The organism is Pseudoalteromonas sp. 68 DY56-GL68, assembly GCF_041414825.1.
Taxonomy (GTDB): Bacteria; Pseudomonadota; Gammaproteobacteria; order Enterobacterales; family Alteromonadaceae; genus Pseudoalteromonas.
Genome location: NZ_JAOCZL010000011.1, coordinates 89,610 through 111,415, shown reverse-complemented (window position 1 = coordinate 111,415; position 21,806 = coordinate 89,610). Strand labels below are relative to the sequence as shown.

Below are 21,806 nucleotides of genomic sequence, written 5' to 3'. Positions count from 1 at the left end.
CTAACTACCTTTGCAAAATAAACCATATAAGGTTGCAAGAATAGCCACTACATTCTTATCTATTACACGGTAATAGATGGTTTGGCTTTCGCGTCGAGTCGCGACGATCTGAGCTTTTCTCAGCGCCGCTAAGTGTTGCGATAATGCTGACTGCGCCAACGGCACAGCTTCGTTTAATTCGCTCACGCTCATTTCACCATCTTGTAGGGAACATAAAATCATCAAGCGATTTTTATTCGCCAATATCTTTAGCATTTGCTCTGCTTGTTCCACATTGTCGGCCATAGCCGCAAAATCGATGTTCATAATCACACTACTCTATATTCTTAAAATACCGCTAAAGTATAGATTGATATATTAGAAAAGTCTAATATTAGAATTTACTAATGTAGAGTTTTCTAATATATTAAATACATCACTCTGTTATCGAGGTCTTATTATGAAACTAAATGACGCGCTTCGCTTAATTGCTGGTGTAATGATCTGTATTTCATTGTTGCTACAACAGTTTCACAGTCCGCTGTGGATTTGGTTTACGGTATTTATTGCTCTAAACTTAATTCAATCTGCATTCACTAAGTGGTGCCCAATGATCACCATTTTACGCAAACTTGGCATGGAGGATTAGTATGCTGACCCCAATTCCTGACTTAATGAAAATTATTGCTCCAAACCAGCGTCGCATTAGCGCTGATCAAGCAAAACAAGAATTAAGCGAAAACCATGGTTTATTAATTGACGTACGTGAGCCTGCTGAGCACGCAACTAAAGCAGCAACAGGTGCAATTAATATCCCACGCGGTGTACTTGAAATGAAATTAATGGAAATTGAAAAAGATCCTGCAAGACCCATTTATTTACACTGTGCAAGTAGTGCCCGTGCCACACTCAGTGCCGAAGCGCTGACTCGTGTTGGCTACGAAAATGTTACGGTAATTACCTGTAATACAGAACAAATTTGCCAAGTGTTTTAGCTTCATAGAATAGTAACACTGGTCGGATAAGCTCGTACTTTTCTACTCATAGGTACAGAGCAATGACTTTTACACGGAGACGTTTTTTAAAAGCATCGGCGGCGGGTTTTGGAGCCGCCGTATTATCTTTTGGTTTAACGGGCTGTAGTCTCAATGACGATGATGACGAAACCACAAAGCAAAACCCTGTCAGCTTTGATCATGGTGTTGCCAGTGGCGACCCACTCGCTGACAGTCTGATTATTTGGACTCGTATAACACCTCTTGAAAACGTCACGAGTGTTAACGTAGTTTGGCAAGCCTCAACAGATGCTAACTTCACAACCATAAGCCATGATGGCGAAACACAGGTAAGCGATGCTACCGACTTCACCTTAAAAGTTGATCTGCAAGGTCTTGATGCCAACACCACCTATTACTACCGCTTCATAAGTAATGGTAAAACTTCACCTACGGGAGCAGGTAAAACGCTTCCAACCGACAACATAGAACAAGTAAAATTTGCCGTTGTCTCTTGCGCTAACTACCCTGCTGGCTACTTTCATGTGTATGGTGAAATCGCAAAACAAACCGATTTAGATGCAGTACTTCACTTAGGTGACTACATCTATGAATATGGTAATACAGGTTATGCCACTGAAGATGCCGCCGAACTTGGTCGTTTATTGCCTGATGACAATAGCGATGAAATCATTTCTTTAGCGGATTATCGCAAACGTTACGCCCATTATCGTAAAGACGAAAACCTGCAAGCTGCTCACGGTCATTGTGCATTTATTACGGTTTGGGACGACCATGAAATAACTAATGATACATGGCACAGTGGCGCTGAAAATCACAACGACGGCGAAGGTGAATTTAGCGAGCGCAAAATGCATGCCTTACAAGCCTACTTTGAATGGATGCCTATCCGTAATGTAGCCGATAAAGAACGTATTTATCGACGCTTCGAGTTTGGTAATTTAGTGTCATTACACATGCTAGATACCCGTGTTTTAGCTCGCGATGAACAAGTTAATTATGCCGATTTCGACTTAACCAGCAGCCAAGGACAAACTGACTTTGTTGCAACAATCAGCTCACCTACTCGTGCTCTATTAGGTAATGAGCAACTCACATGGCTTACAGATGGTTTAACAACAGCAACGACACAATGGCAAGTACTGGGGCAACAAGTGCTGATGACCAAAATGCATTTGCCATTTGAGATTTTGCAGTTACTTATGAATATTCAAGTAACTCAAGCAAACGGTGCTGACCCATCTGCATTACTTGCTCAAGCAAACACGCTATTTAGTGAGCTTGCGCAAATTAAAGGACGTATATTAGCTGGCGATCCAACGGTTACTAGTGAGCAGCGAGCACGCGTAGAAACAACAGCGCCTTATAATCTTGATGCATGGGATGGCTATGCTTATGAACGAGAGGTAATACTTGGGACAGCAATTGCAGCGCAAAAGAACTTGGTGGTTTTAGCTGGTGATACGCATAACAGCTGGGCAGGACAATTAGTCACTGATGCAAGTAACCCTATTTCTGCTAACGCCGCAGCTGGTGTTGAATTTGCCACATCTTCAGTTTCTTCACCAGGCCTTGAAAACTACTTAGCGTTAAATACGCAATCGAGCGAAGCTGTCGCACAAATTGAGCAAGTCATTGCATTATTGGTTAACGACTTAGCCTACAACAACTTAGTTGAACGCGGCTACTTAACGGTCACCTTTACTCAACAGCAAGCGCTTGCCCAGTGGCACTATGTAAGTAGCGTTAAAACAGCCGATTACACACTGCTTAGCGAGCGTCAAAAAGCGCTCAGCGTACAAGCTGGTAACCCTACTTTACAAATGGCTTAACGCTTTTCATCTAATAGCGTAACTAACATTTGCTCAATGTTTTTTACGCTATAAGTTAGTGAGCGCAGCAGTTCTAACTGACTATCTTCTGGTTGATGCTCAGCTTTAGCACTGGTTTGAGATATTTCATCTTTTTGTTTCAAAATTGCTTCGCGAAACGTCTCTGCATCAACCACTCCAAGCAATGATACTAATGCACCTTGGCCTGATTGACCTGCTGTTTCAAAGCTAAGTCGATAAAGGCCAAATTGACGCATCAAAGGACCTTGGCTTAGTGCCACATCGGTTATTTTTTCAAGTGGAATCGACTTTTCTTCTTTAAAGAATACACCTCGTTTTACTACCAACTTACGCGTTAATAATGTGGCTGACATCGCCGCTAAAATACGCCCTGCCACCAGCCAGATTATTAACGCAACAATGGGAATGAAAGGAATACCTACCATACTAATCACACAGGTAAACATACCCAGTAATAGCCAATACTGTTTTACTTTAGGGCTAAAACGGGCATTCAATAAACTGCTTTCTGTCATTTCGAATTCCTTATAAAGTGACGACAACGCGAACTGCCAGAGCAATAAAAATCACCCCCAGTAGCTTTTCAAACCAAGGATTTGCCTTGGTAAAACCAACACGTTTTTTTGATATTTCGGTTAACAGTGCAACAAGTAAATACCACCCTGTATCGAGCACAAACACCGTTAAACACATGATCAACCCAACCTGAAACGTGAGGTTTTCTGGGTCAATAAATTGTGAGAACAGCGCCAAAAAGAATATCGCAAGCTTTGGGTTCAAAAAGGCAATGGCAAAGCCATCTTGCAAAGCTGCACGAGGGCTTGGCTTCGCTTTCTCAACATTCAGTGTTTGCGAGCTGGACCTAGCTAATAAAATACGAATCCCTAAATAGGCAAGATATGCTGCACCGCCATAAACAAGTACTTGATAAAGTGTTGGCAGTTGAGTCATCAATGACCCTAACCCTAGCAACGAAGCACAGGCGTAAAACCCGACCCCGATACCGTGGCTAAGTGCTGCTAACATACCGTTTTTCATGCCACCATGCAGACTGTGCTTTAATACCACAGCTAAACTCGGCCCCGGTGACATTGCGCCCATAATGCAAATTAATACTAAGCTCAACCACTCAGTAAGTGTCATTATTCGTTATTCTCAATTAACAATAAAATTGATGTTATCTGACCAAAAAACCTAGTCGCTGTCGTGATAGTTTTCACTTGCCAGCCAGCTTGACCTAACTCGAACACTTTTTGATTTAATGCGTCAATATCGATGCCGCCAAAAAAGCGTTTCTTTTTAAATACTACTATTTTTTGCATGTTAGCCGCCTCGTTGATATTCAAAATCGTAATAATGAATCCCCTCTTCGACCCGAATGTGCATTTTTCCTGTTAAACCTTCAAGTTCACCGGCCCCCGAGTCAGGCACTACTTCTAGAATCAAACGATCTGCCCCTTTATCCATCGTGCCAAAATGTTGCAAAACAAAACTGCCCTGCTTGCCATTGAGCTTTCCTACCACTTGTTCAATTGCAACATAACCTGCACTGCCTTGGGTTGCTGTCATAGCACTTAACATCTCACCTTGACTCAATGCCTCAAGTGCACCAGAGAATTCTTTATCTATTGACATACGTCCAAGATTCACACCATCTTGACCTGTCGCATAACCACCGATTGGGTTTAATTTAACGGTAAATTCACCACTAACAGTTATTGATTCCATACTAATCCCTTACTTTACTGTTGATTTTTAAAACAAAGATAACCATATCTATACCCTATTCACTTAAAAGAATCTAGCATGGCAAAAACCAAAGAGCAGGCCGCTTTTCGAAGCTTATTACCCATTTTAGCGTTTATAAAGCCTTATAAGTGGGTGGTATTAGCCGCCCTTGCAGCTTTGTTACTCACCGCAGGTGTCAATCTATCGCTTGGTCAAGGCGTTAAATTTGTCATTGATCATGGCTTTATTGCTGGCTCACAGACCCAGCTTCAACAAGCTGTAATGGTACTCATTGGTTTGATTAGCTTATTAGCTGTTGGCACATTCTGCCGCTTTTATTTAATGTCGTGGATTGGCGAGCGAGTCAGTAATGATATTCGTAAAGCGGTGTTCGACCGTATCGTCACTTTGCACCCAAGCTACTTTGAAGAAAATCGTAGCGGTGAACTAATGTCACGGTTAACGACCGACACAACCTTATTACAATCTATCATCGGTTCCTCTTTTTCAATGGCACTGCGCAGTAGCTTAATGCTGATTGGTGGCTTGGCTATGCTACTTATCACCAACTTAAAGCTAACCCTTGTGGTTGTTGCTTGCGTACCTGTGGTACTACTTCCAATGATGATTTTTGGCCGAAAAGTGAGGAAGCTCGCAAGCTCTAGCCAAGATGCCATTGCCGATATCAGTACTTACGCAGGCGAAATAATCCAGAATATTAAAGTTGTACAAAGCTACAGCCATGAAGAACGTGAAAAAGCGGCCTTTGCTAACGAAACCAATAAAGCCTTTCAGGTGGCTAAAAGCCGCATCAAGCAACGCTCATTTTTAATTGCAGCAGTGATATTCCTCACCTTTACAGCTATTAGTATTATGCTTTGGATTGGTGGCAGTGATGTACTTGCGGGCACAATGACAGGCGGTGAGCTTGGTGCTTTCGTGTTTTATGCCATTATGGTGGCGATGTCTGTGGCAACGGTTGCCGAAGTTTACGGTGAATTACAAAGAGCTGCAGGTGCTGCCGCCCGCTTGCTGGAGCTACTTGCCGTTGAAAGTATGATCCAAAGCCCAGACAAAAACAGTGATGCACAATTTCATGCTAATAAAGTAGCACACCCTGCAATTCAGTTTGAAAATGTGTCTTTCCATTACCCTTCAAGGCCAGATAGCGCCGCATTAAATACGCTTAATTTAACCGTAAAACAAGGGCAAACAGTGGCGATTGTCGGCCCATCAGGGGCGGGTAAAACCACACTGTTTGAATTACTACAGCGCTTTTACGATCCAAGTTCAGGGAGTATTTCACTAGCAGGGGTTAATATTAAAGATCTTTCACTAAATTGCTTGCGTCAGCAAATGGGTATGGTGGCACAAAACCCTATTTTATTTAGTTCAGATGTGATGCATAACATTCGCTATGGCAACCCTTGTGCAACTGATGAACAAGTTTATACAGCGGCAAAATATGCTCATGCTGATGAGTTTATTACTCAATTACCGGATGGTTATCAAAGCTTTTTAGGTGAACAAGGAGTCAGGCTTTCTGGTGGGCAAAAACAACGCATTGTGCTGGCACGGGCAATATTAAAAGATCCTGCCATTCTTTTACTTGATGAAGCCACCAGTGCTCTTGATGCGCAAAGTGAGTTTCATGTACAAGCCGCACTTGAACATTTAATGCAAGATAGAACAACACTGATCATTGCACATCGTTTAGCAACAGTTAAACATGCTGATGTAATAGTGGTAATGGATAAAGGGGAAGTGATTGCGACAGGAACACATTCGCAATTACTAGCTGCTAATCCTTTGTATAAGCAGTTGTGCGAGCTTCAATTTAATCGTGATTAATAAAAAGGGATTGTCAGGTTTGAAAGGGCAAATCAAACCTGACCACAAGCTCAGGCTTTAAGCCTAACCTTGTGTGTTTGGTACAATTTGAATCTCTACACGACGATTCAGAGCGCGACCGTTTGCCGTATCGTTACTTGCTACTGGACGTGTTTCACCATAACCTCGTGTACTTATACGGGCAGATAATATCTGCTGATTCACAAGGTAATCTTTAACACTTTGTGCACGTTGTTGAGAAAGCGTCATATTATAGCTATCACGACCTGTGCTATCAGTATGACCTTCAACACTTAAATAGGTTTTTTCATACTTGTTCATCACCTGAGCAATAGCATTCAGCGTATTGTGAAAGCCCGATGTGATATAAGATTGGTCAGTTGCAAATGTTATATTCGATGGCATAACCAGACGAATATTATCGCCTTCACGAACAACCTCAACACCAGAGCCTGCCAGCTCATCACGGAAAGCCTCTTCTTGCTTGTCCATGTAATCACCTACAGCCGCACCTGCTAGAGCACCGATTGCTGCACCAATGAAAATACGTTTATCATCATGATCGCCTGTCGCTTTACCTAAAACAGCTCCCGTTGCTGCACCAATAGCTGCGCCTTTACCTGTATTTGTTGTCTCACAACCTGTTAATAAAACAGCGAATACACCTACTGCTAGAACCGATTTGCTAAAAGTCATGTGTCTCTCCATGGCAATTACTAAATATTGAATTATTAACAATTATGAACAAATAACAATGAACAAACCATGAAGACTAGGTTAATTGTTCACATTTAGTTTTGTAACAGCCGGCAGGTTATAAACCTTAACTAACTCGCTCAACCGACCACTTTCAACAATTGCATTCAGGTGTTCTTGAAACTGCCGTGCTAATTCAGTGTTAGCAAACTGCTTACTGAGCGCAAGGTGCCCATAGATTACATCATCAAAACGATAAGGCATTTTCATAATTTGTTTTGTGGGACGATGTAAAAACACTGACGCATTATCGGCAGTATCTTCGACACCGATGACTAACTCTACACGTCCTTTAAGTAACATCTCGAAGGCATTATTTTCACTAAGCGCTTCCACTTTTATCAATCGTTTGTCTTGGTCAAAGCGAGGAAAGTGAACAGCACCACGCGTTACAGCTATGCGTTTACCACGTAAATCTTGATATTTATTTACAGTAAATGCGCTACTAACACGAGCATAAAACACAAATGAAGACGTCAGCACCATATAAGGAGGTGTTAAAAAGTGCATTGTTTTCTCACGCTTAGCGGTACGGATTAATCCACCTTTAACATCGATTTCATTTTGCTGAAGCATTTTCACACAGCGAGGGAATGGACAAGCAACAAAATCAACTCTAAATGGTAAGCTTTTTTGCATGTCGCGCATTATATCAACTACTACACCACTAAATTTTCCATCTTTAGTCGCTACGCTATAAGGTGGCGCGTGATCTAACCCGACCGTTACTTTAGGCAACGGCGAAGCAAAAGCAGCTTCTGTACTAAATAGTAATAGCAGATAAGTAAAATATTGTTTCAAAGGGCTACTCACACCAAGTTCACTCATTTTTGATAATGAAAGACACGTTAATGTCATAAAAACCACAAAAATGTCATACAATGTTGTCATAATAGAGTGGATTACCTGTATGGCAAAAGCAATGTTACTCATTATATTTAAACAATTTTTATTACTAGGCTGTATGAGTTTTGGTGGCCCTGCAGCTCACCTTGGTTATTTTAAAAGGCATTTTGTTGACAACCTGAACTGGCTAAGCAACGAACGGTACGCGCAATTAATTAGCCTTAGCCAAGCTCTACCAGGACCGGGGTCCAGCCAAGTCAGCTTTGCTATTGGGGTCGAAAAAGCAGGATTGCTGGGTGGCCTTAGCGCATTTATTGGCTTTACCCTACCTTCATTTTTAATTATGTTTTTCCTCGCGTTGAGCGCCCATCAATTTGGTAACCTTTACTTTGCCGTGATTGCAGGTCTTAAACTTTTTGCTGTAGTGATTGTCGCCGATGCAACCTATAGTATGGCAGTGAGCTTTTGCAAAACCCACTTACACAAGCTTATCGCGGTGATGAGTACACTTGCGCTAATATTCTTTTCACAGTTATCAAGCCAAGTTTTTGTGCTTATTGTGGCAGCTGTAATTGGCTGGTTTTCCCCGCCCATTAAACTTCCCCTCACCAATAATAGTAAAAAAGTGACTATTGCGTGGATCCCCCTTGGGCTATTCGGTACCTTACTGTTACTTAGCTTTCTGCCTTTAGGTGAATGGTTTGAAATGTTCGCACCATTTTACCAAACTGGCGCGATGGTATTTGGCGGTGGTCATGTAGTGCTCCCCATTTTGCAAGCTGGCGTACCAACTCTTGAGACCGAGCAGTTCTTGTCGGCTTATGCTAGTGCACAGGCAATCCCTGGGCCTATGTTTACTATTGCCACATACTTAGGCGCACAAGTGATGCCCAACTCCTCATTGACAGGCGCAATCATCGCAACACTTTTAATTTTCTTACCTGGTTTTTTATTAATGTTCGCATTTTTGAAAAGCTGGTTGCAGCTTGCTGATAAACCCCGTTTTGCAGGAAGTATTGCTGCATTAAATGCCGCGGTAGTCGGCTTTTTAGCAGCGGCGCTTTACTCTCCGATTTGGCAATCAGCAATACACTCTGCGTGGCATATCATCATTGTGTTAGTCGCATTTGCTTGGCTCAGACTTGCAAAGCCACCAATTTGGTGGCTATTGATAGGTTTTATTATGCTGGCGTTGGGGCAGCAATATATTAGCTAGTACTATTATTAACTCGCCGTGCATTTACCTTAATGCTCGGTTTGATACTGCTCTGATCATTAGCGCTAAATTGCCCCGTGACACTTTGATATGGGCGTAGTCCAAAAATCGGAATCACTGCTAGCAAATGGTCCATAATTTCAGCTTGAAGATGCTCGTAAGAAATCCAACGCTTATCTTCACTAAAGCAATAAAATTCAATCGGTAACCCATGGTTGAGCGGTTGTAGCTCACGCACCATCAACGTAAGATCACGGTTTATCTTTTCATGCTGTTTTAAATAGCCTTCAGCATAACGACGAAACAAACCAAGATTGGTAACAGGCTCAGGTAAACTAGAAACACGAATATAATCATGCAATGGAATCGCACTGTCGATTTGCTCGCGAAATGCTTCATCAACTAGGCGAATACTGTTCATATCAATGTTCAAAGAACGCTTGATGCGACGCCCACCAGACTCCTGCATTCCTCGCCAGTTTTTGAATGAGCCAGCAACAAGCATGTAAGTCGGGATCGTTGTGATTGTGTTATCCCAGTTACGAACTTTCACCGTATTTAAGCCTAGATCAATGACTTCTCCATCCGCGCCATAACTGTCAACTTGAATCCAATCACCATAAGTAACTAACCGATTAGCTGCAATTTGAATACTGGCAACAAAACCTAAAATCGTGTCTTTAAATACTAACAAGGTCACCGCAGCAATTGCACCAAAGCCAGACAAAATATAGGTCGGTGACTTCTCAAGTAAAATACTGACAATTAAGATTGCACAGATCATAAACGTGATAAGTTTTACCACTTGAATAAGACCTTGAATCGGCACTTCTCTTGCGAAATCAAGCTGATTGTAAATACCGCCTGCAACACTAACAATACTGCTTATGATGAAGCCGCCGTAAATAATTAGCACTATTTGCCCTATCGTTTTAAGTATAAGGGCTGCAACATCAGTAACAGGGTATACATTGTCAAAGGTAGCTAAAAATAATACACAACATAACGTACCGGCAAAACGGCCATTAAGCTTAGTCAACAAAGGGGCTAAAGCGCCAATGCGCTCAGGTGATAAACGCGTCACTGCTTTTTGAATACCAGGAAGCATAAGTTTGCGTGTAAAAACATACACAAACAGTAATGCACACACGCCAATAGCCGTTGCAGTAAGTGCGCTAAGCAGCTGTGCATCAGGCATATTTTCAAACCAAGGCATGACTAATTTTTGCAGGTTAGTTTGCTTCATGGTGTTTCAACTTCCTCATTCATCGTTGCCATATAGTTGTCTTGTTGCGTTTGGTGATAACTTATTAGCTGAGCATCTTTTTGCAACCATAAATCGTTAATATGTTGTTGGAAAGAGGTTCTAAAGTCACGGTCATGCTGATAGTCGCCAATCATTTGTGCAGCAATTGCTTGCACTTGCATATCCACTTTTATCGCATCAAGACGACCACGAATTAAATTGCGGCAGATATGTTCTCCCTCTCCTTGATAAATAATCGATGTATTCAAAAGTGCATCAAATTGCTCTCCCAATACTTCAAGGGCAAAAGCAATCCCGCCAGCTTTTGGTTTGAGTAAGTGGGTAAAGGGACTATTTTGTCTATGGTGCTTTTGAGTGGTAAAACGCGTGCCTTCGACAAAGTTAATAATGGTTGTTGGGTGATTTCTAAAATCTCGACAGCTGCGCTTGGTTCTCTCAACGTCAAGGCCTTTGAGTTTAGGGTTTTTAGCCAGCTGCGACTTACTTACACGCTTCATAAATGGCATGCCCATTGCCCATGCCCCCGTGCCGATGAAAGGCACGTACTTTAATTCATCTTTTAGAAAAAATTTAGGTGCTGGCAGTGCATCAATCGCACTCAATACAACAATATCAAGCCAGCTCATATGGTTTGAGATAAGTAAGTACCAACCTTTACGATTTAATGAGCCTTGAATATTAACTTCTATACTGGGGCACCCAAGCCATAGTGCAAGGCGGTTACCATTACACCAGCCTTTATAAGCTAAATGCAAAGTATGGCTAACCACCTTGAACGGTAGAACCAATTTGAGCACACCTAATAGCAGCACAAGCGTGCCCCATAGAATGACATTGGCAAACAGCACAATACTGACAAGTAGCCCTGTTAGCCAATTAGGTAAAAATTTCTTTAACATATGTGTGCTCTCAATGGCGCAAGTAACTATGATTTTACTTGCGATTCAAATTGCGCTAATTGCTGATTTTTCTGCAACCAGATTTGGTTCAATTCAGCCTGAAAGTTCACTCTAAAGTCTGCATCGTTAGTGTAATCACCAATTAAATTAGGGCTTACATCCATCACTTCAACACGGACATCAATGCATTTTACACGGCCACTCGCAAAATCAACAAAGCTCGGGATCCCATCTGGGTAATGTATGGTGACATTGACCACTTTTGAGATTTGCTCTCCCATCGCTTGCATAACAAACGCTACACCACCTGCTTTAGGCTTTAGTAAATACTCAAACGGGCTATTTTGACGTTGATGTTTTTCAGCCGTAAACCGTGTTCCTTCAACAAAGTTAACAACACTTACTGGCATCTCTTTAAACTTTTCACAGGCTTTACGTGTTGTTTCTAAGTCTTTACCACGTAACTTGGGGTTTTTCTTCAACTGACTTTTACTAGTACGGGTCATAAATGGAAAATCGAGTGCCCACCAAGACAAACCTAAAAAAGGCACATAAATTAATTCTTTTTTTAAGAAAAAATTTAAAAATGGAATGCGTCGATTAAAAATGCGTTGCATCACCAAAATATCAACCCAGCTTTGATGGTTTGCAATCACTAAATACCAGTCTTTTGCTTGTAATTGCTCAAGCCCTGTAACATTAAGCTTGTAAGGGGCAAATATATTTTGATTAACACTGTTACCAGAAACCCAAACTGTCGCACACTGCTTGGCAAGCCAGCTCATTAGTTTTTGCAATGGCTTGATTGGAATCAACTTAATCAGACCGCAAATAAAAATCGGCACAAACCAAAAAAGTGTATTGATGGTATAAAAGAAAATACTTAACACACAACGAATAACGGACATTACAACTTATTCCTTTAACGCTTAATCTTCAAAATACGTGTAGCCTGCAAGGCCAGCATTTAGTTCGGACAAATATTGTGCCTTATATTGCTCATCAATTGCCAGTTCACTGACCCTTTTTGCGAAGTTTTCAGCAAGAATTTCGCTATCATAATCAACAAACTTTAATACGTCCTTAACGCTATCACCTTTTATTGCATTCGTTAGCTGGTAGCCGCTGTCGGTGAGTTCCACATGAACCGAGTCAGTATCACCAAACAAGTTGTGTAAATCACCCAAAATTTCTTGATATGCCCCTACTAAGAACATCGCAATATGATACTGCTGTCCTGGTTTATATTCAGGGATAGGTAGGCTGCTCTCAATTCCCGTGCCTTCAACATAATTACGGATTTGCCCATCAGAATCACAGGTAATATCTTGAATAATGGCGCGTTGTGTTAGTGGCTGATGTAAATTTTCAACAGGCATGACGGGGAATAACTGTTGAATCCCCCACACGTCTGGCAATGATTGAAACAATGAAAAGTTAACAAACAGTTTGTCAGCCAACTTTTCATTGAGATCATCGAGCACCTCACGATGCGCACGTGCATTTTCGCTAAGCGAAGCACGAACACGATGTAAAATAGTAAAATAAAGCTGCTCTAGCTTAGCCCACTCGAGCATGCTCAGTAAGCCGTGTACATATTGGTCGTGAGCTTCACTAAATAAATGCATAGCATCATGATAGATTTCTAGGGCCATACGGGGTGTTAAACGCTGTAAGCATTGCCACATATCTTCAAGCACTAACACACTATTTGTTTCTGGAGGCGTAGGGTTAGCATGATTAGGCGCACGCTCAACGTCAATCACGTCAGTAATCAATACCGCGTGGTGCGCAGTTAACGCACGACCCGACTCTGTAATAATAGCTGGATGTTTTAAGTCATGCTGTTGGCATACTTCAGCAAACGCATTCACAACATTACGTGCATACTCTTCAACACTATAATTCATTGAACATGCGCTACGTGAACCAGAGCCTTCATAGTCAACACCGAGTCCTCCACCAACATCAACGGTATTAAGAGGCACACCGAGTTGTGTTAGCTCAGCAAAGTGGCGGGCACATTCGCGTAACGCTCTATGAATGTCACGGATATTGGCAATTTGTGAACCGATATGAAAGTGCACTAGCTGCATCAGGTGTAATTTATTATGTGATTTTAATAACTCAACAGCCGAAAGCACCTGTCCCGCCGTTAAGCCGAACTTACCTTTTTCACCACCTGTGTTTTGCCACTTACCTTTACCCACGGAGTTTAAACGGATACGAATACCAATTGAGGGTTCAATACCTAAGTCATCAATTTCAGTTAATAGCGTTGTTAACTCAGAAAGCTTCTCAACGACAATGTGAACTTTATGACCAAGGGCTTGACCTATGCAGGCTAGGCGCAAAAACTCACTGTCTTTGTAACCATTACAAACAATGGTAATAGGGTTTTGCGCAACACCCAAGATCGCCATTAATTCAGGTTTAGAACCTGCTTCTAAACCAACCAAGCCGCTTGGATGAGCCAGAAGTTTAGTTACCACAGAGCGCTGTTGGTTTACTTTAATTGGGTATACACAAGTATAACTACCTTGATAATCTCGTGCATCGCGTGCTTTGGTAAATGCACTCGTTAAAGTGCCAACACGATTTTGCAGAATATCGGTAAAACGCACTAGAACAGGTAATGTTAGACCTTGCTTTTTAAATTGTTCAGTCAGTTCAGATAAGGAGATCGCCGCCTTAGCTTGATCACCATCAGGGTAAGCAACCAGCTCTCCCTGCGCATTAATGTCAAAATAGCCGTCACTCCAATGAGCGACATTATACGTGTTGCGTGCTTTATCTAAACCCCAAGTCATGGCATTGTCTTCTGTAGTTTCTTTAATATAAACGCATATTTTAATACGCTACCCGCCACCACGCTAACAAAAAATACTGATTAGACCAAAGACAAGTCAAATTAAATGATGTTTATTATCTAAGTCACCCTTTAAAATTCCGAAAGTAATAAACCTATCAGCTGTAGAATGAATAATATTAGGGCGCCGTTAGCTGGCCTTTATCTACATTCAAAACACCTGTATAGGCTATGGGTGCCAGCTCTGGCTCACTTACGAGTAAAAGCGTGAAAGAGTGCTGCTCAGCAACATCATTCAGTAACTGCCTGATCTCAGGGTGAGCAATAAACACCGGCAAATCGATTACCAATACCGCGGGTTGTATAAGTAGTGCTCTGGCTAATAAAATTCTGGCGACTAAGCTTTGTGGACAACCACGTCCAAGTTCAGCAACTGGGCTGTTTAGTAAAGATTCATTAAATCCTAATTTTGCAATGAATGCTTCAACCTCTGCACTGCGCTTTTTTCCCGTGCCGTATAAAATATTGCTGTAAATTGATCCCTTAAAAAGCTGAGAAAATTCATCAATAACAACAATCAACTGCTGTAAACGTCTAAAGTCTAGGTTTTCAAACCGTCTTCGACCTAACACTAAAAACCCAGAGACAGGTTCTAGTTGTTGCGCAAGAGCGCGACATAGCATTGACTTACCAGCTTGCCCACGAATTAAAATACGCTCGCCAGCAGCAATCACAGCATTACACTCTGGCATTGCACTCAAAATACGTAACTGACGTAGTTTTAAATCATAGCGTTGAAAACGCTTTAAACGATGCTCCGCACGCTTTGTTGTTAGTGTGCAGCGATCATGAGCTAATTTTAAACGCTTTCGAGCAACATAAAAGTTAACCCAATCGGCCCAGCTTCTAATTAAATAATCGATACTCAATAAACATAGAGATAAAATAAGTACGCGAACTAAACTTGACCACGCCATTATGTTCATATCTTTTGAGTTCAGTACGATTAAAGTGGTCACTGTGAGTGGTGCTAAGCTTCGGCATATTAAAATACCTCCTCGCCAATACACAAGCTGCCATGCTAAATCACGTCCTCGACGATCAATACGCTTCACTTCTTTACCTTGATTCCTCATCCGAGCAACATTGAGATAACCAAAGCAACGCTCGCTCAAATGCCCACTTAAGCGACCACGACTAGTACGAATATTACCCGCGACCCGCAAAGCCCACAGCGTAATGGACGCAATAAAAGCAAACACTATAATCACAGCAAGTAGTACATCAAAAGCCAGTTTTTGATTCTGCATAAACAGCAGCCAACCAAAAACGATTAGCCCTATTCCTCCCATTTGTCCGTAAGCTAAGCCTCGCCCTGCAAAATGAGCAACACCATTGGCGTCACTTATTAAGCGGTTCATAGCCACGCCAAGACGGTTGGGCCCATGCTCTATATCTGCACTCAACATCCGCTGAAAAAGCGCATTACGATATGCTAAAACGAGTTTCTGTCCATTTTGCTCGGCAAGAACACTGAGGCAAAATCTGGCTACAAGATTAACTAAAACGCCCCCCAAAAGTGCTATGGTTAGCGAGAACACCTCGCTTTGCCAAGCATTTGAAAACCAAATTAACTTGTAGCTACTCGCTCCTACACTTAGCAATGCTAATAGAGTGAGGGATATAAGCCGCAACGGCCCAATCCCCGACAAAAATGTAGGAAATCCACTGTTCATACTAGGCTGTACCTGATGTGTAAGCGTCAGTTCCTAAAATATAACAAGCTGTTGTAGGGTCGCGTAAATCAGCTAAATCATACACAGTCATCCCTAATGCATTTGCCGCCTCACGTGTGGCTAATGGAGAAGCACAGATACGTCCACCAATTCCCTGCACATTGTATCCCTGGTTCACCAGCCAACTGGCACCACTTTGCGCCCCCATAGCTTCGCGTGCAGTAAATAAAACATTTGGAAAATGTTGTTTAAAGTCAGGACTTTCTAGAATCGCATTTGTTTCTTGTTGATAGATACCATCAGCCACTTCAATCACAATTGCAGTGCAACCCTTGCGTATTAGTTCTGCCGCTAGAACAGGATAAATTTGCTTCGCTTGTTCATTACCAATATTAAAACTTGTTGGATAACCTGCATCAGTAAAGTCAAGTACGTGCGCGGCACCTGAATCCTTCATTAGCCAAAGATCACCACCTGCTCCAGTGCCTGTAATCTTCATTGCCCCCACAGTGTGACCAGCAGCATTTAAACCATGAATTAAATGGGCCGCTGTGGTTGTTTTACCCGCATTCATCGAAGTACCAACCACCACCACGCTTGGCACACTATTGGCTACGAGTCCATATTGATGGCTGGGCAGTTTATAATCAGCGACATTTATAACCTGATCATGTTTATTGGTGATTAATCCTATTGGTTGAATAGCAGTGGGTACTGAAATGCGACTGTGCCAACCAAGCGCTAAACCAGCAATACCACCAGCAGCAACCATATGACAAGCATCTAAGTTATTGGGTACGGTCGCTTCAAATTGATCTGGAGCATAACGATTGCCAAAAGCGAGAATAATCTCATCACCTTCATATAAAGTTGCTTTACGACCATCAATTCGTTCTATTTTTGTGTGGTGACCAATCTCTGTCACTCTTGCTAATACAAGGTCACCACTTTTAGGTGACTGGTTTGTGTTTAATCCCTGCAAATCATTGCTGTCTACTCGGCGTGTTACAAAAGCACGCTTTGCAGACTGAAGGCGCTGTGACATAGTGTAAGATGATGCTGACATAATATAATTCCTATACATTAAGTGACTATAATTGGCCTCATTGCCAATCAATGAGTGCATCTTAAAAGCATCACCCTGACAGCTATGTTATATACCCAGTAAGCTTGCTGTAATATTCAAAAAAGACATTACAAATCAAATAACTAACTATTTATTTTTTATTAAAATAGAAAATTAGTAAACCTAAATGGTGACTGTAAGGTTGTTGTAAGCTAAGGCTAAGTATACTCCTTTGTTGCTATCTTCTTTTTTAGGCGGGCTATGTCGTTATCCAACAATAAACAATGCCATTTTATCCCTTTAGCAATCGTTTTATTTTTGCTGACAGGGTTCGCTTATGGTCAAGATGAGCAATGCACAGTTCAAAGCAACACTCCCTCAGCGAAAGTCTTTTATCGCTTTATTAAAAAGTTTAAAGCTGAAGACTTATTAAATGGGGAGACTCTTTTGAAATCAAATGTGCAGCAACTCGACTGTCAACCAGTCTTTAAGGTCAAAATTGTTAATCGTAGTGGTGATGTCAGTCATCGTTATTACCAAACCGACACCTTTGAGTTGATATTAGATGATAGTAAAAAGCAATGGGATCCCATCAACCGTGTTTTTCAAGAATTAGATAAACTGGTTGGTGATAAGAGTAGCAGCAAGGAACAACCATAAAAGGAAGCAATATGCGCGCGTTAGTCGTTGAAGATAATACTCAAGCTGCCGAGCAAATTAGTCACGCATTAACTGAACATGGATTTGCAGTCGATCAATGTCACGATGGTGAAGAAGCGTGGTTTATAGGTGATACGGAAGAATATGATATCGCTATTTTAGATATTGGTTTGCCGAAACGTGATGGCTTAAGTGTCTTATCTGATTGGCGAAGAAATGGTAATAAAATGCCCGTTATTATCTTAACCGCCCGTGATACATGGCGTGAGCGGGTAACAGGGTTAAGAGCTGGCGCAGATGATTACTTAATCAAACCATTTGAAATGGAAGAATTACTCGCACGCGTAGAAGCCCTTGTTAGGCGCAGCAATGGCCATGCTAGCAGCGTTTTAAGTGCCGGTTCTTTGGAATTAGATACCGCAACTCAACGTGCGACACTGGCAGGAACTCATCTTGATCTAAGCGCATTAGAATATCGTTTACTCGCCTACTTAATGAATAGACAGAATCAGGTTGTCTCCAAAGCAACACTGACAGAGCATTTATATCAAATGGACTTTGAACATAACTCAAATGTTATTGAAGTTTTGGTCAACCGTGTACGTAAAAAGCTAGGCACCACGCATATTCAAACCCGACGCGGACAAGGATATCTTCTCAATGCCGACGAATAAAACTTACTCGTTACGCGGTCGTTTAATCCAGCGCATGATCATTTTCATGATAATTGCTCTGAGTGTGTTATCGGTGGCACTAGTCATGCTTTTCGACTCATATATAGAGCGACGATTTGATCGAACGCTAACAAATAAATCAAACTCGTTATTGGCTGCCACACAGTTCACCGCATCTGGGGAGTTACAGCTGGATCACATCTCTGCAGCAGCGCGATTTCAAGAACCTTTATCCGGTTGGTATTGGCAAGTCATTCATCAAGGTGAGGTAAAACAGCAATCCGCTTCTTTATATGCCGACGCCCCGTTCCCTTTAATTGCTGAGCATAATAACCCGCAGCTAACTTTTATTGAATTTGAAGGGCCAACAGGCTTAGCCTTACGAGGGGCCATTCGTCGTGTTCATTTTCAAGCTATCGATCAAACGGTATTCATCATTGTCAGTGGTCCAAAAGATGATATTCATAGTGATGTAATTGCTTTTGCAACACGCTTAATAGTCGCGTTTGCACTTTTAGGCTTAGTATTTGCCAGCCTTTTACTCTGGCAACTAAAAAAAATGCTTCATCCGATAAAAGAGTTACAACGAGGAATTCGCGCCATTCGAGATGGACAGCAAGACTCCTTGACTTTATCTCTTCCGAATGAGCTTGATGAAGTACAAACTGAACTTAATCATTTGCTACAAAATAATAAAGAAATATTAGAACGAGCTCGTTTGCAAGCATCAAATCTCGCGCATGCTTTGAAAAATCCAATTTCAGTGCTGAAGAATCATGCAAATCAGTTACCTCAAAGCGACGCAAAAATCATTCTCGAACAAGCTGAAAAGCTGAGTCAAAGCACGCATAGCCACTTGGCACGCGCTCGTTTGGCGGGCTCATTTGAAAAGCTAGCAGCAAGAACCAATGTCGCAGACACACTCAGTGAGCTGATTTTTAGCCTTGAGCTTTTATATAAGCAAAAAGGCTTGAAAATAGATTTCTCTTGTCACCCTCACCTGCAATTTAATGGCGATAACCATGATCTTGATGAGGTCTTAGGGAATCTAATCGATAATGCCTGTAAATGGGCCACACAACGTGTATTTATTAAAGCAACACATGTTGAGCGTGGCATAGAAATATGCATAGAAGATGACGGCCCAGGTATTCCAATCACTGAGCGCCAAACTGTGTTTGCTCCTGGCAAGCGCTTAGATGAAACAACACAAGGCAGTGGCTTAGGCCTCAATATAGTTCAAGATATTGTTCTACTGTATGGCGGCACTATTTCCTTGCATGACAGTACACTTTCAAAAACAGGTTTAGCTATCACTTTGCTACTACCTGGCACGCAAATAATCATGGATTGACACTCGGAGTTCTTATGAAACAATTAATCTTATCAATTGCTTTATTTACCCTAACTGGATGCCAGCTCACTGAATTAGTTAAAGATCCTGGGGCAATTGAAACACAACTGAAAAAACAGCATGCCTTAGCAGCATTGGCGATCAACGAAGAGCTTGATCTGTTTTTAAGTGATCAAGGTCGTCAGCACCTGTTTCGTGAGTTGGCTCATAGCCTAAAAAAACCCACACACAGTAAAATAGTTAATCAAGACTCAGTGACTAAAACTCGCTGGACGGCAACCATCGACGACACCACTTTACAAGCCTTTCAGCTACAACGTGTTGGTCAAGAAAGTATAAAAACCAATTTTGAACTCATGTTTCTTGATATACCGGTGATTAGCAAAAATAAAACATCTCTTTTTCAGGCGCCATCGCCTGATTCAGCACTAATGGGTCAAATTGCCAAGAATGAATTAGTGAAAGTGCTAGCCTTAGAGCTTAATGAAGAATGGGCATTAATTGAGCGAGATAACCAGCTCATCGGCTATGCAAAATATGCCGATTTTGAAAATACAATCAAAAAGCGAGATTTTCTAAACAGCCGTCCGTATGAGCTAAAAGTAACATATGATAACGATCTAACCCGCGATGGCTATGTATTACCTATTCACCACATTTTTGGCTTAGCACAATGCCGCATTGTTAAATTACAATTTAAGCGCCAAGCGATACAACAGCAGCGCACTATCAATTTATGCCAAAAAACACCTGATGTTTGGTTTATTGATCCTCACCACGATAGCGCAACCACAGCCAATTAATAACCTGACACTCACCTTACAACGCCTCTAAGTATCTTGTCAGGATAGGTTTTTTACTATGTCTCTTATTTATTTAATAAGAGACAAAACATGCGATACTCATACACTATTTTCCCTGTAACCCTACTACTCACAAGTGCACAAGTCAGCAGCAGTGACATACAATTAAAAGACTTAATAAATGAGCTTGATATTTCACCTTACGCTAATTTAAAAATTGCCGCGACTTATAGCAATAAGCAAGAAAAAACACATGAACGGTCAAACCGTTCTTCTCAACAGTGGCAACTAAAAGATAATGCCAGTAAAGCAGGAGTTAAATTTAATTACCCTGTTGCCCAAAGCAAGATCTACGGTCGTTATGAATTGGGAACCAATGCTAATACTGATGACACGCCCTTTTTTAAAACTCGGCAAGCCTATTTAGGTGTACGCACCCAATGGGGGAAACTACAGTATGGGCAACAAAATGCGATTGTAAAAAACTACGACAACTTTGACCGTAGCCACCGTGTGGGCGCATCGGTTCATTTAACAAAAGACGAGTTAAACACCAAGCGCCCTTCTCATACCATGCAATATCACACTCGCTTTGATGAGTTTCGCCTTTCAGGTCAATACAACTTCAGCCGCACACTGGAAAATAGACCGCAATTGAGAATTGGTAGCCAGCGATTGAGGGTCAAAGATACTAAGCTAGATTACGGGGTTGGACTAGGTATTCATTACACAGGTCTCAAAAATATCGAGCTTGAAGCTGGTTATCAAGCCAACTATTACGAACAAGCCAAGTATCATACCCACATCGCTTCTGCTAAATGGCAAGCAAGCTCAAATTTGCAAGTTTCTATTTATGGCGCAACACATTCACTCAAAGACTTACAAAAATCTAAAACCGCAGAATCTCGGCACTACGCACTTGGCGCTCGTTATCGTTTATTTGACCAGCATCGAATCTATGGCAGTCTAGAGTATGCTTATGGCGCTAATGACATAAAAGGAGCGAAGCAACGCGCCCTTGTCATTGGTAACGACTATCGATTTGCATCGCAAAAACACGCTTATGTAGAAATTCGAAAACGTTATTTCGATGCTGATAAGGCTGATGATATTAATGTGGCTCTTGGCATTAATATTAAATTTTAATTAGTCTTACTATTTGGATAATGGTTTATTTTTGTAATGCCTGTAGTTTATTGTTTTAAATAATTATTAATTGTTTATCTCGATAAAACGACACAACCTTTATCACGATTAAAAAGGTGCCAACTACAAGGTGAAGAAAAATTTTCG

The 21,806-nt window shown here is 41.5% G+C and carries 23 protein-coding genes; 10 read left to right on the top strand and 13 right to left on the bottom strand.

Translation table 11 applies throughout. The annotated features are described in order from the left end of the window. Nucleotides 1-306, bottom strand: a complete 306-nt coding sequence (locus NYF15_RS07665; RefSeq protein WP_062568294.1) for a metalloregulator ArsR/SmtB family transcription factor — start codon at nucleotides 304-306, stop codon at nucleotides 1-3. 133 nt (nucleotides 307-439) lie between these two features. Between NYF15_RS07665 and NYF15_RS07660 the strand changes: the two genes are divergently transcribed. The 3 genes from NYF15_RS07660 to NYF15_RS07650 all read left to right on the top strand — a co-directional run bounded on the left by NYF15_RS07660 (nucleotide 440) and on the right by NYF15_RS07650 (nucleotide 2,827). Continuing rightward, a complete protein-coding gene (locus NYF15_RS07660) occupies nucleotides 440-628 on the top strand; it encodes a DUF2892 domain-containing protein (protein WP_054562832.1) in 189 nt (62 codons plus the stop codon). 1 nt (nucleotide 629) lies between these two features. Continuing rightward, a complete protein-coding gene (locus NYF15_RS07655) occupies nucleotides 630-974 on the top strand; it encodes a rhodanese-like domain-containing protein (RefSeq protein ID WP_138618402.1) in 345 nt (114 codons plus the stop codon). 62 nt (nucleotides 975-1,036) lie between these two features. Continuing rightward, on the top strand, nucleotides 1,037-2,827 hold the full coding sequence (locus tag NYF15_RS07650; RefSeq protein ID WP_371353239.1) for an alkaline phosphatase: 1,791 nt from the start codon (nucleotides 1,037-1,039) through the stop codon (nucleotides 2,825-2,827). Here NYF15_RS07650 and NYF15_RS07645 read toward each other — a convergent pair. Genes NYF15_RS07645 through NYF15_RS07630 form a run of 4 tightly spaced genes read right to left on the bottom strand, consistent with a single transcriptional unit; the run spans nucleotide 2,824 to nucleotide 4,576 of the window. Next, the gene (locus tag NYF15_RS07645) at nucleotides 2,824-3,363 is read right to left on the bottom strand and encodes a PH domain-containing protein (protein WP_371353238.1); all 540 of its coding nucleotides are present in this window, start codon (nucleotides 3,361-3,363) and stop codon (nucleotides 2,824-2,826) included. The two genes, NYF15_RS07650 and NYF15_RS07645, sit on opposite strands and share 4 nt — an antisense overlap. Before the next feature lie 10 nt (nucleotides 3,364-3,373). Then, nucleotides 3,374-3,991 carry a LysE family translocator gene (locus NYF15_RS07640; RefSeq protein ID WP_371353237.1) on the bottom strand — a complete coding sequence of 206 codons (618 nt, stop codon included), beginning with the start codon at nucleotides 3,989-3,991 and terminating at the stop codon, nucleotides 3,374-3,376. After that, on the bottom strand, nucleotides 3,991-4,170 hold the full coding sequence (locus NYF15_RS07635) for a hypothetical protein (protein WP_371353236.1): 180 nt from the start codon (nucleotides 4,168-4,170) through the stop codon (nucleotides 3,991-3,993). The genes NYF15_RS07640 and NYF15_RS07635 overlap by 1 nt, the downstream gene beginning before the upstream one ends. 1 nt (nucleotide 4,171) lies before the next feature. Further along, nucleotides 4,172-4,576 carry a DUF3224 domain-containing protein gene (locus NYF15_RS07630; protein ID WP_371353235.1) on the bottom strand — a complete coding sequence of 135 codons (405 nt, stop codon included), beginning with the start codon at nucleotides 4,574-4,576 and terminating at the stop codon, nucleotides 4,172-4,174. A 78-nt stretch (nucleotides 4,577-4,654) separates the two neighbouring features. On the opposite strand from NYF15_RS07630, the gene NYF15_RS07625 reads away from it, so the two are divergent. Further along, complete coding sequence (locus NYF15_RS07625; RefSeq protein ID WP_371353234.1) at nucleotides 4,655-6,427, top strand: ABC transporter transmembrane domain-containing protein; 1,773 nt, start codon at nucleotides 4,655-4,657, stop codon at nucleotides 6,425-6,427. A 63-nt stretch (nucleotides 6,428-6,490) separates the two neighbouring features. On the opposite strand, the gene NYF15_RS07620 is transcribed toward NYF15_RS07625, so the two are convergent. After that, nucleotides 6,491-7,123 carry an OmpA family protein gene (locus NYF15_RS07620; protein ID WP_130149132.1) on the bottom strand — a complete coding sequence of 211 codons (633 nt, stop codon included), beginning with the start codon at nucleotides 7,121-7,123 and terminating at the stop codon, nucleotides 6,491-6,493. 81 nt (nucleotides 7,124-7,204) lie between these two features. Further along, entirely contained in the window at nucleotides 7,205-8,074 is an 870-nt protein-coding gene (locus tag NYF15_RS07615; protein ID WP_371353233.1) for a substrate-binding periplasmic protein, read from the bottom strand. 31 nt (nucleotides 8,075-8,105) lie between these two features. Between NYF15_RS07615 and chrA the strand changes: the two genes are divergently transcribed. Beyond that, nucleotides 8,106-9,245, top strand: coding sequence for a chromate efflux transporter (gene chrA / locus NYF15_RS07610; protein ID WP_371353260.1), 1,140 nt, complete (start codon nucleotides 8,106-8,108; stop codon nucleotides 9,243-9,245). Here the strand turns inward: chrA and NYF15_RS07605 are convergent. The 6 genes from NYF15_RS07605 to NYF15_RS07580 form a co-directional block, all read right to left on the bottom strand. After that, complete coding sequence (locus NYF15_RS07605) at nucleotides 9,238-10,491, bottom strand: mechanosensitive ion channel family protein (protein WP_371353232.1); 1,254 nt, start codon at nucleotides 10,489-10,491, stop codon at nucleotides 9,238-9,240. The two genes, chrA and NYF15_RS07605, sit on opposite strands and share 8 nt — an antisense overlap. After that, nucleotides 10,488-11,411, bottom strand: coding sequence for an acetyltransferase (locus tag NYF15_RS07600; protein ID WP_237120308.1), 924 nt, complete (start codon nucleotides 11,409-11,411; stop codon nucleotides 10,488-10,490). The genes NYF15_RS07605 and NYF15_RS07600 overlap by 4 nt, the downstream gene beginning before the upstream one ends. Nucleotides 11,412-11,437: 26 nt before the next feature. Beyond that, complete coding sequence (locus NYF15_RS07595) at nucleotides 11,438-12,319, bottom strand: acyltransferase (protein ID WP_130149138.1); 882 nt, start codon at nucleotides 12,317-12,319, stop codon at nucleotides 11,438-11,440. Nucleotides 12,320-12,340: 21 nt separating this feature from the next. Then, the gene (speA, locus tag NYF15_RS07590) at nucleotides 12,341-14,221 is read right to left on the bottom strand and encodes a biosynthetic arginine decarboxylase (protein WP_130149139.1); all 1,881 of its coding nucleotides are present in this window, start codon (nucleotides 14,219-14,221) and stop codon (nucleotides 12,341-12,343) included. Nucleotides 14,222-14,399: 178 nt separating this feature from the next. Continuing rightward, nucleotides 14,400-15,956: an ATP-binding cassette domain-containing protein gene (locus NYF15_RS07585; protein ID WP_371353231.1), complete on the bottom strand. Its 1,557-nt coding sequence runs from the start codon at nucleotides 15,954-15,956 to the stop codon at nucleotides 14,400-14,402. A 1-nt stretch (nucleotide 15,957) separates the two neighbouring features. Continuing rightward, on the bottom strand, nucleotides 15,958-17,022 hold the full coding sequence (locus NYF15_RS07580) for a molybdopterin guanine dinucleotide synthesis B family protein (protein WP_237114556.1): 1,065 nt from the start codon (nucleotides 17,020-17,022) through the stop codon (nucleotides 15,958-15,960). A 261-nt stretch (nucleotides 17,023-17,283) separates the two neighbouring features. On the opposite strand from NYF15_RS07580, the gene NYF15_RS07575 reads away from it, so the two are divergent. From NYF15_RS07575 to NYF15_RS07555, 5 genes are all read left to right on the top strand, one after another. Next, nucleotides 17,284-17,682 (top strand): hypothetical protein, encoded by a 399-nt coding sequence (locus tag NYF15_RS07575; RefSeq protein WP_130149141.1) that lies wholly within the window; start codon nucleotides 17,284-17,286, stop codon nucleotides 17,680-17,682. An 11-nt stretch (nucleotides 17,683-17,693) separates the two neighbouring features. Next, nucleotides 17,694-18,356: a response regulator transcription factor gene (locus tag NYF15_RS07570; RefSeq protein WP_130149142.1), complete on the top strand. Its 663-nt coding sequence runs from the start codon at nucleotides 17,694-17,696 to the stop codon at nucleotides 18,354-18,356. Beyond that, nucleotides 18,343-19,710: an ATP-binding protein gene (locus tag NYF15_RS07565; protein WP_371353230.1), complete on the top strand. Its 1,368-nt coding sequence runs from the start codon at nucleotides 18,343-18,345 to the stop codon at nucleotides 19,708-19,710. The genes NYF15_RS07570 and NYF15_RS07565 overlap by 14 nt, the downstream gene beginning before the upstream one ends. Nucleotides 19,711-19,724: 14 nt before the next feature. Beyond that, nucleotides 19,725-20,513, top strand: coding sequence for an SH3 domain-containing protein (locus NYF15_RS07560; RefSeq protein ID WP_371353229.1), 789 nt, complete (start codon nucleotides 19,725-19,727; stop codon nucleotides 20,511-20,513). Nucleotides 20,514-20,603: 90 nt separating this feature from the next. Continuing rightward, complete coding sequence (locus NYF15_RS07555; RefSeq protein ID WP_371353228.1) at nucleotides 20,604-21,659, top strand: porin; 1,056 nt, start codon at nucleotides 20,604-20,606, stop codon at nucleotides 21,657-21,659. Nucleotides 21,660-21,806: the final 147 nt, after the last annotated feature.

Bases quoted from the DNA above. Each gene is read 5' to 3' on its own strand.
- NYF15_RS07665 (WP_062568294.1), bottom strand. From the start codon at position 306: ATGAACATCGATTTTGCGGCTATGGCCGACAATGTGGAACAAGCAGAG.
- NYF15_RS07660 (WP_054562832.1), top strand. From the start codon at position 440: ATGAAACTAAATGACGCGCTTCGCTTAATTGCTGGTGTAATGATCTGT.
- NYF15_RS07655 (WP_138618402.1), top strand. From the start codon at position 630: ATGCTGACCCCAATTCCTGACTTAATGAAAATTATTGCTCCAAACCAG.
- NYF15_RS07650 (WP_371353239.1), top strand. From the start codon at position 1,037: ATGACTTTTACACGGAGACGTTTTTTAAAAGCATCGGCGGCGGGTTTT.
- NYF15_RS07645 (WP_371353238.1), bottom strand. From the start codon at position 3,363: ATGACAGAAAGCAGTTTATTGAATGCCCGTTTTAGCCCTAAAGTAAAA.
- NYF15_RS07640 (WP_371353237.1), bottom strand. From the start codon at position 3,991: ATGACACTTACTGAGTGGTTGAGCTTAGTATTAATTTGCATTATGGGC.
- NYF15_RS07635 (WP_371353236.1), bottom strand. From the start codon at position 4,170: ATGCAAAAAATAGTAGTATTTAAAAAGAAACGCTTTTTTGGCGGCATC.
- NYF15_RS07630 (WP_371353235.1), bottom strand. From the start codon at position 4,576: ATGGAATCAATAACTGTTAGTGGTGAATTTACCGTTAAATTAAACCCA.
- NYF15_RS07625 (WP_371353234.1), top strand. From the start codon at position 4,655: ATGGCAAAAACCAAAGAGCAGGCCGCTTTTCGAAGCTTATTACCCATT.
- NYF15_RS07620 (WP_130149132.1), bottom strand. From the start codon at position 7,123: ATGACTTTTAGCAAATCGGTTCTAGCAGTAGGTGTATTCGCTGTTTTA.
- NYF15_RS07615 (WP_371353233.1), bottom strand. From the start codon at position 8,074: ATGACAACATTGTATGACATTTTTGTGGTTTTTATGACATTAACGTGT.
- chrA (WP_371353260.1), top strand. From the start codon at position 8,106: ATGTTACTCATTATATTTAAACAATTTTTATTACTAGGCTGTATGAGT.
- NYF15_RS07605 (WP_371353232.1), bottom strand. From the start codon at position 10,491: ATGAAGCAAACTAACCTGCAAAAATTAGTCATGCCTTGGTTTGAAAAT.
- NYF15_RS07600 (WP_237120308.1), bottom strand. From the start codon at position 11,411: ATGTTAAAGAAATTTTTACCTAATTGGCTAACAGGGCTACTTGTCAGT.
- NYF15_RS07595 (WP_130149138.1), bottom strand. From the start codon at position 12,319: ATGTCCGTTATTCGTTGTGTGTTAAGTATTTTCTTTTATACCATCAAT.
- speA (WP_130149139.1), bottom strand. From the start codon at position 14,221: ATGACTTGGGGTTTAGATAAAGCACGCAACACGTATAATGTCGCTCAT.
- NYF15_RS07585 (WP_371353231.1), bottom strand. From the start codon at position 15,956: ATGAACAGTGGATTTCCTACATTTTTGTCGGGGATTGGGCCGTTGCGG.
- NYF15_RS07580 (WP_237114556.1), bottom strand. From the start codon at position 17,022: ATGTCAGCATCATCTTACACTATGTCACAGCGCCTTCAGTCTGCAAAG.
- NYF15_RS07575 (WP_130149141.1), top strand. From the start codon at position 17,284: ATGTCGTTATCCAACAATAAACAATGCCATTTTATCCCTTTAGCAATC.
- NYF15_RS07570 (WP_130149142.1), top strand. From the start codon at position 17,694: ATGCGCGCGTTAGTCGTTGAAGATAATACTCAAGCTGCCGAGCAAATT.
- NYF15_RS07565 (WP_371353230.1), top strand. From the start codon at position 18,343: ATGCCGACGAATAAAACTTACTCGTTACGCGGTCGTTTAATCCAGCGC.
- NYF15_RS07560 (WP_371353229.1), top strand. From the start codon at position 19,725: ATGAAACAATTAATCTTATCAATTGCTTTATTTACCCTAACTGGATGC.
- NYF15_RS07555 (WP_371353228.1), top strand. From the start codon at position 20,604: ATGCGATACTCATACACTATTTTCCCTGTAACCCTACTACTCACAAGT.